The 12519-nt window shown below is 29.0% G+C and carries 15 protein-coding genes; all 15 read right to left on the reverse strand.

What is annotated here, in order from left to right:
• Positions 1-2: 2 nt before the first annotated feature.
• The 15 genes from Q1A46_RS06920 to Q1A46_RS06990 all read right to left on the reverse strand — a co-directional run bounded on the left by Q1A46_RS06920 (position 3) and on the right by Q1A46_RS06990 (position 12446).
• On the reverse strand, positions 3-791 hold the full coding sequence (locus Q1A46_RS06920; protein WP_299675788.1) for an SH3 domain-containing protein: 789 nt from the start codon (positions 789-791) through the stop codon (positions 3-5).
• A 133-nt stretch (positions 792-924) separates the two neighbouring features.
• The gene (locus Q1A46_RS06925; RefSeq protein WP_299675791.1) at positions 925-1875 is read right to left on the reverse strand and encodes a toxin-antitoxin system YwqK family antitoxin; all 951 of its coding nucleotides are present in this window, start codon (positions 1873-1875) and stop codon (positions 925-927) included.
• A gap of 101 nt (positions 1876-1976) precedes the next feature.
• A complete protein-coding gene (locus Q1A46_RS06930; protein ID WP_299675794.1) occupies positions 1977-2366 on the reverse strand; it encodes a hypothetical protein in 390 nt (129 codons plus the stop codon).
• Between the two features lie 26 nt (positions 2367-2392).
• On the reverse strand, positions 2393-3082 hold the full coding sequence (locus Q1A46_RS06935) for a hypothetical protein (protein WP_299675797.1): 690 nt from the start codon (positions 3080-3082) through the stop codon (positions 2393-2395).
• Between the two features lie 117 nt (positions 3083-3199).
• Positions 3200-3952 carry a hypothetical protein gene (locus Q1A46_RS06940; protein ID WP_299675800.1) on the reverse strand — a complete coding sequence of 251 codons (753 nt, stop codon included), beginning with the start codon at positions 3950-3952 and terminating at the stop codon, positions 3200-3202.
• Positions 3953-4193: 241 nt separating this feature from the next.
• Positions 4194-4937 carry a hypothetical protein gene (locus tag Q1A46_RS06945; protein WP_299675803.1) on the reverse strand — a complete coding sequence of 248 codons (744 nt, stop codon included), beginning with the start codon at positions 4935-4937 and terminating at the stop codon, positions 4194-4196.
• A 25-nt stretch (positions 4938-4962) separates the two neighbouring features.
• Positions 4963-5358 carry a VOC family protein gene (locus tag Q1A46_RS06950; protein WP_299675807.1) on the reverse strand — a complete coding sequence of 132 codons (396 nt, stop codon included), beginning with the start codon at positions 5356-5358 and terminating at the stop codon, positions 4963-4965.
• A gap of 233 nt (positions 5359-5591) precedes the next feature.
• Positions 5592-5747, reverse strand: a complete 156-nt coding sequence (locus Q1A46_RS06955; protein WP_299675810.1) for a hypothetical protein — start codon at positions 5745-5747, stop codon at positions 5592-5594.
• A 107-nt stretch (positions 5748-5854) separates the two neighbouring features.
• A complete protein-coding gene (locus Q1A46_RS06960; protein ID WP_299675812.1) occupies positions 5855-6121 on the reverse strand; it encodes an AAA family ATPase in 267 nt (88 codons plus the stop codon).
• A gap of 97 nt (positions 6122-6218) precedes the next feature.
• A complete protein-coding gene (locus tag Q1A46_RS06965; protein WP_299675815.1) occupies positions 6219-7907 on the reverse strand; it encodes a matrixin family metalloprotease in 1689 nt (562 codons plus the stop codon).
• Between the two features lie 274 nt (positions 7908-8181).
• Positions 8182-8910 (reverse strand): hypothetical protein, encoded by a 729-nt coding sequence (locus Q1A46_RS06970; protein WP_299675818.1) that lies wholly within the window; start codon positions 8908-8910, stop codon positions 8182-8184.
• 630 nt (positions 8911-9540) lie between these two features.
• Entirely contained in the window at positions 9541-10116 is a 576-nt protein-coding gene (locus Q1A46_RS06975; protein WP_299675821.1) for a Crp/Fnr family transcriptional regulator, read from the reverse strand.
• 173 nt (positions 10117-10289) lie between these two features.
• Entirely contained in the window at positions 10290-11243 is a 954-nt protein-coding gene (locus tag Q1A46_RS06980; RefSeq protein ID WP_299675824.1) for a 2OG-Fe(II) oxygenase, read from the reverse strand.
• A 198-nt stretch (positions 11244-11441) separates the two neighbouring features.
• The gene (locus Q1A46_RS06985; protein WP_299675827.1) at positions 11442-11864 is read right to left on the reverse strand and encodes a hypothetical protein; all 423 of its coding nucleotides are present in this window, start codon (positions 11862-11864) and stop codon (positions 11442-11444) included.
• Positions 11865-11927: 63 nt separating this feature from the next.
• On the reverse strand, positions 11928-12446 hold the full coding sequence (locus Q1A46_RS06990) for a hypothetical protein (RefSeq protein WP_299675830.1): 519 nt from the start codon (positions 12444-12446) through the stop codon (positions 11928-11930).
• Positions 12447-12519 lie beyond the last annotated feature (73 nt).

The raw sequence follows: 12519 nt of genomic DNA on the forward strand, positions 1-12519 counted from the left end.
TTTTAGTATTTAAATTCAATCAATTTATCATTTGACAGATTGTATTCGTATAATTTTTTATTCTTCTCATTATAATACAACCATTGTAAATATGATGTCTTAAATTCAGATGTATGACTTATTCCAATGACCAAATAGTTTATACCATTTCTACGTCTATTTTCTATTGAATATTCTAATTGTTCCTTTTTCTTGATGAAGTCTCTAATTAACTTATTTTTTGAATTAGCTATATAATATTCAATATTTAAATAGATATAATCCAAGTACCATTGCGAATAATTATCTGTGTAATAATATTTAATTTTTTTCTTATAATTCTTTCGGAAGTTTGAAACAATGCCGTTTTTAATTTTTTTAACTTTAAGTAATCGATTATTTAATTCTTTTACACCTTCGTCTCCGGCGCTTTTAATTATTACTTCTTCCCATTCTATTTCAATAATATCACCTCTTAAGAAATTTATTTCTTCACCATTTGTAATAAAACTAGATGTACTTTTTTCTTTTTTTGCTGTGAAATAAAAATTGTCGTAGTTATCATCATAAAGAATAAACTCAAAGATATCTTTTTGTTTAGGTTTAGTTAAAAAAACACTAAAAACATAACCTGTAATAATTTCTTTGGTATTAGATTTTCCTGTTACTTTATACCATTGTCCTTTTATAATTTTTCCATTATCCTTTACTTCAAAATACTTATCTGTTATTTCTAATAATTTTATTTTTTCTGCGTAATTAAACTTTCCTATTTTCTTTGAGTTTAAGTTAGAGTCAAGTCTAACATTCAAACCGTTTTTTGCTAAAACAAAAAAATTAGTTTGAGCATAAAAAGAAGTAACTTGAATTAATATTATGAAGCTTAAAATTATTTTTTCTTTAAATATCAAATCCGTATTAATTATAGCTATTGTTATGTGTAGTTTATTTTGATTTAGAGTCTATTTTCACACCTTTTTCAAAAGTCATAATTTTGATTAACTTTCCTTCTTCATCATAATATTTTGATATTCCATCTGGTTTGTAATCTTTCACTTCAGTTTCCAGTTTAAGATTTCCATTCTCATAATAAAAATAAACTTTGCCATATGAAGTAAGATTAATTGTATCTAACTTATATAATTCTATTTTTTTTAAAATTCCATTGGGATAATAAGTTCTACAAGTGTCTAAAGTTTGGTTATTCCAATAATTACAATGTGTTTTTAATGTTTTATCATCATAATAAGTTTTATATTCTCCGTGAAGTTTTTCATTGAATCTATAATTTGACTCTTCTAAATTTCCATTTTCATAATAAAATAATCCTCGTCCAGATTGTTTGCCCAAAACCCAGTTAGCTGAGGACTTTAAATTCCCATTTTCCCAATAAAATTTTCTTTCACCGTGAAGTTTTCCGTTTTTAAAATGGACAGTTTCCCTAATATTTCCACTTTTGTACCAATATCTTTTCCATAAGCCTTGTTGTAATTTTTTTTCAACTAAACCTTCTTCGATAATTATTTTTCCTTTTGCTGAACGAAAATGTTTGTAATAACCATTCTCGTATGTTCTGTTGTATTCTTCGTTGTTTTTAATCCAGACAGTTTTTATTAGTTTAGTTGTTTCCTTATCAAAGAATTTCTCAATTCTATTCGGTAAACCATCTAAGATTTCTATTTCTGCAAATGGATTACCATTATCAAAAAAAACATTAATTAGGCCTTTTTCATATTTGAAGTCTGAGTTATTAACTACTTTTTGCCAATAACCTAATTGTCCATTTTTTTTATAAAATATGTATTCTGAGTTTTTGTATGTAGAGTCATTTATGTTACTGTTTTTACAAGAACATAAAATTAGAATTGTAATTATTAAGTAAATATTTTTTTTCAAGTAGTATTTTTTAATTTGTTTTTCTTTTTAAGAATTAAATATACCAAACCTACGATTATGCATTTTAGGTGTGGTTTTATAAATTTTGCTGTAGCTAGTTTTTACAATAATTCCCAGTTTCCTTTGTATTTATCACCAGTTATTTTTTCAAGTTTAGAACACATTTCTGTCCAACTTTCCACAGTTCCATCAGCTCCTAACAAAGAAATAACATTTTTCCTTTCAATATATTCAAAATCTTCAGTACCCTGTTCAACTCCATAATCCGATTTAGATATTGTTAAGAATAAAGTAGAGAAATATTTTGGTGCTGACTCCCATTTAGGCTCAAAATACTCACTTAGTTTATCTCCTCCTTTAAATGCAGGTTTACCAAAAAAATCAGATTCTTCTCCAATAATTAATTTTTCTTTAAACTGATTTTTAATTTTTTCAGTTTTATCGGTTTGAATATTTTCTTCGGGCCAAAACTTTAAAATAAAATCTGACATTTTGATTTGTTTATATAGTGTCGTAATTAGTTATATTCATTTCGATATTTTAGTTCTTTTTCAATATAATTTTCAATTAAGTCTAGATACCCAATTTTTATTGAATTAGATTTAACAGGGTATTGTTTATTTTCTCCAACTGAATATAAACCGTAATAAAATTGAACTTCTAGAGAGTCTTTTTTATTCAATTTACTTTTCGGATTTAAAATCATTTTTTCTTCATTTGAAAATAAGTTTTCACCATAAAGTAAATCTTTATTTTGATCATCACTTATCATTCTTAAATGGCTTAGTTCATTTAAAATTTCCTCATAACTATAATACTTCTGGAACTTTTCATAAGGATTAATTGAAGACAGTCCTAAACCATTTCCACATCCAAACATTAAGTTAATTTTAAAGGTGTTTTTTTTATTAATAACTCTAGCTCTATTTCCATAAAAGAAAATAGTATCTAAACCATTTAAAAACACTTTTCCTTCTCTATAAAACAAGAAATATTTGGGTATAATCGAGTTGTTTTTAAAAGTAAAACTATAAATTCCATTTTCTTTTTTTTCGATTAGAAATTTTGTTTTTTTAATATCAACTTTCCTTTCGTAGATATAATATGAAGAAGTGAATCCTCGTAAAAAATATAAGTCAAAAATTATAAGAACTAAACTAAATAGAAATGTAAAAATTATAACTTTTTTTAATCTATTAATTTTCATTTTAACTTTAATTAGGTTGAACGGCCAAGTGTGTGATTAGTAGTGGATTTTTAATTACAAACTTTTCGTTTTATCACTCAAACCGTTATTTTTATATACCGTGTTACAACTAGTTATTTAGTGATAATATTGACTCAAAAAACTTGGATTTCCTTTTTCTTTCGGATAAAAATAAATTCCGATTAATAATTTACTGTTATCAGGTACTTTGTCTTTAATTCCTTTATCGAAACTCGACCATTCGGTATTTTTTATAATTTTTATTAGTTTTTGATCAACTAGATTTCCAAAACCACTAATTTCTGTAACATTGCTAATAGTTAAATCAGATTCAAAAGTTATTTCATAAATACCATAACTTTTTTCAAGTTCAATTCCTTTAAATTGTTCTAAATCTTTGTGAAGTTTTGCTTTTTCTCTATAATTTATTTTATTAGTAAAATCAATATTCTTGGATTTAAACATTTTTAAAATATCTAACTCTCTTTTTTGTCTTTTTAAGTTCCGTTTGTTTAGATATAGTAAGCCAGAACACATTCCAACACTATATTTTCCATCTTTGTTTTTTCGAGCATAGACTATTAATTCAGTATTCTCGGGAATAAAAATGGCACAAGAACTTCCAATTCCTCCATCACTTCTTCCAGCAATATAGATGGATTTTAATTCATTTCCTTTGAATAGTTCACTAATTACAATATCAGCTTTGTAAAGTTCTTTTGAACTTTCGTTTTTATAGTTTTTTACAATTCTAGCTTTTGCAACAAAATCAGATTCGATAAACTTTTCGGTAACATTCGGGTCTTCACAAGTACAAGCAAAAATTCCGATTGAAAATAGAAAGATTGTTATTTGAAGTATTTTTTTCATAATTGGTGGAAACTTTTGTTTTTAAATAATTTCTTTAACATAGATTTATAATTGTTTAATAACGGGTTTATATATGGCATGTAGGGCAATAGAGAGTAATAAATTCTCAAGTTTGCACTGAGCCAAAACATTTTATTTTTAATTTATTCATTTTTAAAAGCTAAATCAACGATTTGACGACCTTTCTAAATATGCACAAACTTATCAGCTTAGCATTTTTAGTTATGTTTTATACACCGTATTACCTGCTGGCTTTTTCTAAACTCCACATTCCGAACTTATTTTCAAAAAGTTCGTTTCCACCATATGGTTGGTTCTTTTCTTCAGTTATTATAAAACTCGGCCAGTCTTCTCTTGGCGAAAACGTGTCATTTTCTTTAAGTTCTGGCTTGTCCATTAAATTGAAATAATTAAAAGTTTTCATTAGTGTAATTGCATTGTCAAATTCTTCTCCAATAATTATTGTATCCTTTAATCCTAAATTATGCATTCCACAAGAATATATGTTTCCATTTTTATTAGCTATAGCGTCTAAAACAAACATTTCATAGAGATTTGACTCTTCATAATTTGTTAATAAATCTATCCAATGTTTTTTGTTAAATGCTTTACCTGCAGATTCAACTTTTATTCCAGTTCCTCCAGATTTTAAAATAGCTTTTCCTGCTTCTGCAATTTCTTTCGCACTTTCTAAATTTCCAGTTTCTCCTGATAAATAAATGACAAAGTTATGTTGGTCTATTTCATCTAAATATTCTTCTGATAGTTGATTTATCATTCCAGCATATTTGAAAGATGTTTTCATTCTTTCATCTCTTTCACAAATTTCTAATTCAAATCCTTTATTAGTTTTGAGGTTCAGTAAAACCATACCAGCAAAAATAAATTGATTTAAATTCTCTTTAGCGATAGAATTAACTATTTCCTCTCTACTATTCCAATTACCTGGAATACAAAGAACTGTTTTGATTTTTTCGGTATTCAATTCAGGTGTTTTTATATTTTTATTTTTATTCCGTTTTAATTGGTGTACATATTTCAATTAAAAATCCGTTATTGTCTCTTACATAACCTACTTTTTGTCCCCAAGGTTTTTCAGTCAATGCTTCAAATTCAATCGCTCCCATTTCTAGTGCTTTTTTAAAATCCGATTCAATATTTTCAGTAACGAATACCATTTCCACACCGAATGGTTTTTCAGTTCTGTTCGTTTTTACAAATCCTTTTTTGAAATTGGAATTCCCTAATTCAACTGAAGCAAAAGCAATTGTTGTTTCTCCCGAAATCAATTCTCCATAATCATTTTCAGGTGTTACAAACTTCTGCTGAAATCCAAATACCTTTTCATAAAATTCAATGGTTTCTTTTACGTCCTCAACATAAATTATTGTATATCCGTATTTCATTTGTGCTTAGTTTTTGTCAGCTTACGTATAATTCCATATAGCTTAACCAATAGTAAATATATTTTACTACTTAGCTGTATATAAGCAATTCGAATTCTATTTTTAATTTAATTTTAAGAAAATGTATTGGAATAAGAGTATTGATTTATTTCTTTAACTTTTTCAGAGTTAAATGTAGCGAATAAAAAAGAGTTAAGCAAAAAAGAAAGGTGTTAAGCGTTGCTTTTTGTAAGCTAAATTTCATTAATGATAGCTTGTACATTTTGGTGAAGTGCATCGGCTCCGTTTAGTTCGAGTATTTTACCATCGACTTCTTGTAACCAATTGATATGAGTTTGTTTTGTAGTTTCATTAAAATTAAGGTTTTCATATTGGTTTGCCCAAATCAAAAATTCCTTAGAAGTTTGTTTAATTATGTTATCAGTTAATAATTTATCACCATAACGTTCTACTTCTCGTTCTTTTAATCGTGCTAACCTTTCTGAGTTTTCTAAGGTTAAAAAACAACCAAATTAAAAGCTTTTTTCCACGATTCATCCCAACTTATCATAGAACCACTGATAATAACATTTTCAAACTGATGAAAATCTACTTTTATATTTTGGTTTCGCTCAAGTATTGGTACTTTTTCTTGAAAAGGAGGATTGGTTTTTCTCCAATAATAATCATCCGAATCAAGATGTGTAAATCCAGTTCTTTTGGCAAATTCAGCTGCAAGTGTAGTTTTTCCTGTGCCTGTAGCTCCGAAGATCATTATTTTCATATTAAAAACGAATATAAAAGAAAAGTGCAAAACTTAATGTTTTGCACTTAATGAGATATTACAAATATCGTTAGCAAATGTAACTTTCAATTTTTAATTAAAAAGGATATGTATTTATTAAAACGTAAACACTGGCATCACCAAAACCGACAATATCAGCTTTCCCATCACCATTTACATCGGCCAAAGTTCTTACACGGCTAATATTATTCCAACCAGAATTTGTTGTGAAACTATTTGTCCAATCTTGAGGAGTACTAAAGCTCCTTCCTTTAGATCGTGTTATATAAACTTTATCATCACCAAAACCGACAATATCAGCTTCCCCATTACCATCTACATCGGCTAAAGTTCTTACACGGTTAATATTATTCCAACCAGAGTTCGTTGTGAAACTATTCGTCCAAGCTTGAGCAGTATTGAATCTATTTCCATTAGATACAGCTACATAAACTTTATCATCACCGAAACCAACAATATCAGCTTTTCCATCACCATTCACATCCGCTAAAGTTCTTACACGATTACTATTATTCCAACCAGAGTTTGTTGTGAAACTATTCGTCCAAGCTTGAGCAGTATTGAATCCATTTCCGTTAGATAAAGCTACATAAACTTTATCATCTCCGAAACCAACAATATCAGCTTTTCCATCACCGTTTACATCCGCTAAAGTTCTTACACGATTAGTGTTATTCCAACCAGAATTCGTTGTGAAACTATTCGTCCAAGCTTGAGCAGTATTGAATCTATTTCCATTAGATACAGCTACATAAACTTTATCATCACCAAAACCAACAATATCAGCTTTTCCATCACCATTTACATCAGCTAAAGTTCTTACACGATTAGTATTATTCCAACCAGAGTTTGTTGTGAAACTATTTGTCCAAGTTTGAGCAGTATTGAAACCATTTCCATTAGATAAAGCTACATAAACACTGGCATCACCAAAACCAACAATATCAGCTTTTCCATCACCATTTACATCGGCTAAAGTTCTTACACGGTTAGTGTTATTCCATCTAGTATTCGTTGTAAAACTGTTTGTCCAAACTGACAAATTAAAATTTGAACCATAAATTGATTGGATACCATTAATGTCGTCGTCATCTAAAAACCTATGTGAACCATTATAAAAAGGGTACATTAAAGCTCCAGGAACATCAGAATGTCTTAAACCTAAAGAATGTCCGATTTCATGTGCAGCTACAGTAACCAAATCTCTTGGGTTAGAAGGTAAAGATCTAAGAGATAAAGTCCATGTTTCAGAATCATCAAAATGCATATCTCCTGCCAAACTTCCGGAATTTGGAGGTGGATAAAAAGCATGAGCTAATACTCCCCCAACACCGTCAAAAGGATAACCATCTCCATGTTCACGTTCTCCAAAATGAATAATTATATCAGCGTTAGTTCCGTACACTTCTGTGAATGTAAGAGGTGTAACAGCAGCCCACAAATCAAAAGCTTCTCTTATAGCATTTTTTTCTAGGTCATTCACTATGTCTGCAGTTCCGTTATCGTAATAATAAGTAAGATTATTTTTATTCCATTTATTTCCTTGTACTACGAATTCAGAGAACACATTTGAGTCTTTAAAAGGTAAATTATCGTAAAGTACAGTATTATTGTTTTGTTGTACTAGAGGTGTTTTTGATTGTATGTTGTTAGTTTTTAAATTTTCATTATTTAATTCATTTGAAGAATCTTCGTCGGAGCAACTTGTAAATAGGAAGGCCATTGCGGTTAAACTAAGTAGCAAGTTTTTTAAATTTTTTTTCATTTTGTTTTTTTAATATGTCCTACTTTGTTTTCGGGAGTGTTCGGATCTTTTTTTCTCCATTATATTTAGACGTTTCACGGGAGAAAAAAATGTTACTATGTTTTTTTAAATTTTCTGTGTACTAATAGCAAACTTTAACTTTTTAAACTCTCTTTTTTGCTAAAAGAGAATGGATGTTTTTTTTGGTTAAACGATAAAAACGTAGCGTTTTAATAAGAAAAAAGTGCAAAACTTAATGTTTTGCACTTAATATCATGTGTTATGTAAGATAAAATTATTGTACACACTCAATAAAAAACGTTAAAGAATCTGCATCTACATTAGAATTGTGAGAAGATGTAAATCCGCCTTGGCTATTAAATTGAGCAGGAGTTAATTCGAATGTTTCCCATTCTGTTACAATTCTTACACGTTGATAAAATGCAAAACCTTCATCAATTCCTCCGTTAATAGGTTCAAAAATCACGGTATATTTAAAACTACCATTTCCTAAATCTTCTTTACACCAACGTTTACGAACCCCAGGTAATGAATTTCCTCCACTACTAGTTGCAGATAAACAAGCTCCAGTTTCTTCAACCCAAGTACTACAATTGTCTGTATTTCCACTATCACCATCGCTTCCTGCATCAGAATTTACACGTGCAACATTTTCAGCAGAATTCCAATTTACACTGGCACCGTCGGTAACTTCAGTATCTGTAAAAACTCTTTTAAAACCATCTTTTGTTGCTCCAGAGAATTGTAAAATTCCACCGCGATCAACTGTTACATCTACACTTTTGGTTTCACCAGATTTTATTCCTGTGAGAAGAGCTAATTCAGATCCACCAATATCATTTCCATCTTTATCGTAAACTAAAACAGCAGAAATAGATTCTGAATCGTCTGCTGAATTCGGACTAAAAGTATAAGTGAAATTAAAAGTTACTGATCCGTCATCGTCTTTTGTACAAGCAACAAGACTAAAACAAATTAAAATAAAGTAAAATAGATTTCTCATATTATTAAGTTTGAATCGTAAAACTATGGTAGTTGTATTTCCGAGTCAATACTTAGTTATGGGGATTTTTAGGTGGGTTAAATATTTGATGTATTGTTTTGATATTGTAGTACATGGAAAGAAATAATGAGAAATAGTAATGACATACATTCGAAAAATACACGTAACCAATGCCAATTTTCCCAATCTTGTAAAACAATTTTTAATTGATCGCTATTAAAAACAGCTTCGTAAAATTGTGTGTTTGTAGGTTTAAAGTATACATAGAAAACTACGATAACTAAAAGTGAAAAAAATGTCGAAGTAAGTGCTGTTTTTAGAGCAGATGATTTTTTACGATAACAATAAAAACTAAGTGTGATGGGTATACACACAGCTACAATTGTAAGTATTGTATAAAAACTGTTAATCACTGGTCCGAACTTGGCGTAATACTCATAAAAATCCGTTTTAGGCAAAGTTTTCCAATAAGTAATCAATAGACAACCTTCAGTAATTTGACTTCCTAAAAAGACTGAAAAAATGCTTATAGCAGTAAAAGATATAAAATGCGATTCATGTGAAAAAATTTTTGAACAGATTCAAATTTCACTACATTCTAGTTTTGTTGCATTTACATATGTAAAAAAATTAAGGTTTACTTAAGTTTCTTCGAATTCTACTTAATTGTGTAGCTGAGATTCCTAAATATGAAGTGATATGATATTGTGGAACAATAGTTTCTATAGTTGGAAATTTTTTACGCATTAATACATATCTTTTTTTTCCATCTAATAAAGCCATTTCTATCTCCTTTTGTTCTTTTTCTAAAAAGTAAAACTCGGCTATTTTTCTACCTAATCGTTCTAAATCATGGAACTTTACATACAATTTTTCAATTTCATTAAAGTTCGCGACTAAAATTTCACAATCGGTTAAAGCTTGTTGAGCTATTTTATTTGGTTGTTTGGTAATTAAAGAAGAATATGCGCCGATAATAGATGATTTTGTAAAGAACTGTTTGGTGTATTCTTTTCCTTTTTCATTTAAGAAAAATGCTCTTACAATTCCTGTTTTTAAGAATCCGATTTGTTGTGCGTATTCTCCTTCTTTAACAAAGAGTTCACCTTTTTTAAGTGATAAAGGTTTAAAACATTGTTGTAATTCTAATAAAGTTTGAGTTTTCAGAGGAGAAATTGTACGGATATAACTTAAAAGTTCTTGCATTTTTGTAAGTCTAACTTTTCTTGAAGATACAATTTTTCGAAGGATAATTTTCTCAAATATGCTATTTGAGAACAAAAAGAAAGCGGATTAAAAGCATTCAGTTTATGAGTATCGTTAATTTTGAATGTAAATAATTAATCCGCTTTTATTATTTGATGATTCTTTTTAACTTTTTAAAAAGGAGCAAAAGTATCTTTTGGAGTCTTTGGTATACTCCAACGTTGTTCGTCAGTTATGTTTTCTGGTGTATTATCATTTGATACTGAATTTCCAAAATTACCGTAGCTACTTGCATTTCCTCTAGGAATTTGCATACGATCGCCATACAACCATACAACTAAATTATTACGTTGTCCGCTTGTGATTGGATGTGTAGCATGTGGAACATTACCACGGTGAATTATGGCTTTGCCAGGTTCGAAAACAGTACGTACAACTTTTCCTGTAGATTTATCATGAAAATCTACTTGTGAACCTGTGAATTTTTCATCTGGTAAATTAATATTGATATTTAATGTTGCTGACGAAGCATCAGTATGCGGATGCAAATCTTTATCCTTATCAGGATTATATTGAATTGAAAAACCAAAAGTTTGGTTGTCATATCCATAAGTTCCTAATAACAAACGAGCAACCGGACGCATGTAACGATCCATAATCTCATTATAAAACGCTTGAAAATTAGGAGCAGCAAGATGACCATCTGAACGCTGATCAAGCATAATTCCGTAACGGTTTAATTGAATTCCGTATGGAGGACGCGCGGGAATTTGTGAATTCACAACTGCTTCTAAATAATTACGAAATTCTGCTAAACGCTCAACATCAAAAAACTGAACGGTATAAACTCCAGGAATAATTTCTTCCCATAAATCGGTAACTGCATTTTCCTTTTCTGGGTTTTCCCAAGCATCATTAATTACCTTTCTTAATTTAGGGTCAAGTAATGTTTCGTCAGGGACTAATAGATTATCTTTATTTTCGATTTCCCATGCTACCCAAGCATCTTCAAGTAACTTTCTATTGTTATTCCAAAACTCTGAAACAGATGCATCACGTTTTAGCATAGCTTCACGTGAAGGTAAAGTGAGCGCACGAGCTTGTGCGAGTGCATTGTTATTTATCATTTTTCTTACTATTAAATTTGTTTTAGGATATTTTGCAATATCCAAAGACTTACAGCGATCATTTTAAAATTGTTGAGGTAAGCCTTTATTTTATATTACTGTACAAAGTTAAGATGAGAATGCAGTAAAAATTTGGTAAGAAAAAAGTATGTTTTAGTAAAAAACAAAGGTTTTATTTGTTTTAGAAAGTGTGTTTTTTTACTGGATATTAATCAATGTTTTAATTCCGTTAACCATAATCATAGCAGCTTTTCCTGTTTCAATAAAATATTCTACATCTGAACCATTTTCAAGAGTAATAGAACCGAAGACAAAGTCATCTTTTATTGATTTAAACATTCCCGATTTTTTATGTTTTGAATTTTTGAGTTGACCACTGATTAACACGTTATTTTTATTTGTAATTAATTGTTGAGTTGTTAAAATACTATAATTGTTTGCATTCACAACTGTTGAACAAATAATTAACTCATTTTCTTTCAAATTAATATCCATGCCTGAATAAGCGAATTCTTCATTAGATTCATAAAATTTAGTAAACTTATAATCGTAAGGTTTAATGGTGCTTCGTTTGATAGCGGCAATACAAATATTGTGTTTTGATTTGTCTGTCTTTTTCATTTCATTAGCTTTTCTGTGATAAAATCAGCTAATTAAATAATTACAAACAAAAAGATGATGGCGCTATTCTTTAATCTCAATTAAAGGGTCTTTATCTAGTAATTTCATATCATCAGGTATTGGTGCATAGCTTCCTTCAATAGATTCTAAACACTCTTTACCTGTAGTTTTATCAATGTAATATTGACCAAAAGCTACTTCATTATCTAAATAAATAGCATACATAGTTGGTTCTTCTACAATTTTAGTGTCAAATCCAGAGTGTGGTAAATTGAAAGCTTTTACCACAAAATCAATTTTCTTTTGATCTTCTTTGTTTGGATGATATAATTTTTCTGCACCAAAAAAGTCAAAAGGAGCAACACTTTTAGAAGTTAGATTTACTTCAAAGTCATATGTTAAGTCTTGTTCTTTGTTACCAAGAGGAACAAATTTGATAATTCGTTTATAGTAAACAACCATCTTTTGAGAATTTCTCCATGCAGAAATTTCATACAATGAAGCATTGAAACGAAAGTTTGGATATTTAGTAGCCAAAATTGTATTCGCTTGAATAATAAGTTGATCTTTATTCAAAGTCATTTTATTTTTTTGAGCAAAGTTTGAGAGACTAAAAATAAAAATTAAAGGTATAAAAAGTCGTTTCTTCATGCTT

The sequence above is a fragment of the uncultured Tenacibaculum sp. genome (assembly GCF_947502995.1).
In the GTDB taxonomy this organism is placed as follows: domain Bacteria; phylum Bacteroidota; class Bacteroidia; order Flavobacteriales; family Flavobacteriaceae; genus Polaribacter.

What these genes read in the sequence shown, in the direction of transcription:
- Q1A46_RS06930 (WP_299675794.1), bottom strand. Translation starts at nt 2,366, where the DNA reads ATGTCAGATTTTATTTTAAAGTTTTGGCCCGAAGAAAATATTCAAACC.
- Q1A46_RS06935 (WP_299675797.1), bottom strand. Translation starts at nt 3,082, where the DNA reads ATGAAAATTAATAGATTAAAAAAAGTTATAATTTTTACATTTCTATTT.
- Q1A46_RS06940 (WP_299675800.1), bottom strand. Translation starts at nt 3,952, where the DNA reads ATGAAAAAAATACTTCAAATAACAATCTTTCTATTTTCAATCGGAATT.
- Q1A46_RS06950 (WP_299675807.1), bottom strand. Translation starts at nt 5,358, where the DNA reads ATGAAATACGGATATACAATAATTTATGTTGAGGACGTAAAAGAAACC.
- Q1A46_RS06960 (WP_299675812.1), bottom strand. Translation starts at nt 6,121, where the DNA reads ATGAAAATAATGATCTTCGGAGCTACAGGCACAGGAAAAACTACACTT.
- Q1A46_RS06965 (WP_299675815.1), bottom strand. Translation starts at nt 7,907, where the DNA reads ATGAAAAAAAATTTAAAAAACTTGCTACTTAGTTTAACCGCAATGGCC.
- Q1A46_RS06970 (WP_299675818.1), bottom strand. Translation starts at nt 8,910, where the DNA reads ATGAGAAATCTATTTTACTTTATTTTAATTTGTTTTAGTCTTGTTGCT.
- Q1A46_RS06975 (WP_299675821.1), bottom strand. Translation starts at nt 10,116, where the DNA reads ATGCAAGAACTTTTAAGTTATATCCGTACAATTTCTCCTCTGAAAACT.
- Q1A46_RS06980 (WP_299675824.1), bottom strand. Translation starts at nt 11,243, where the DNA reads ATGATAAATAACAATGCACTCGCACAAGCTCGTGCGCTCACTTTACCT.
- Q1A46_RS06985 (WP_299675827.1), bottom strand. Translation starts at nt 11,864, where the DNA reads ATGAAAAAGACAGACAAATCAAAACACAATATTTGTATTGCCGCTATC.
- Q1A46_RS06990 (WP_299675830.1), bottom strand. Translation starts at nt 12,446, where the DNA reads ATGACTTTGAATAAAGATCAACTTATTATTCAAGCGAATACAATTTTG.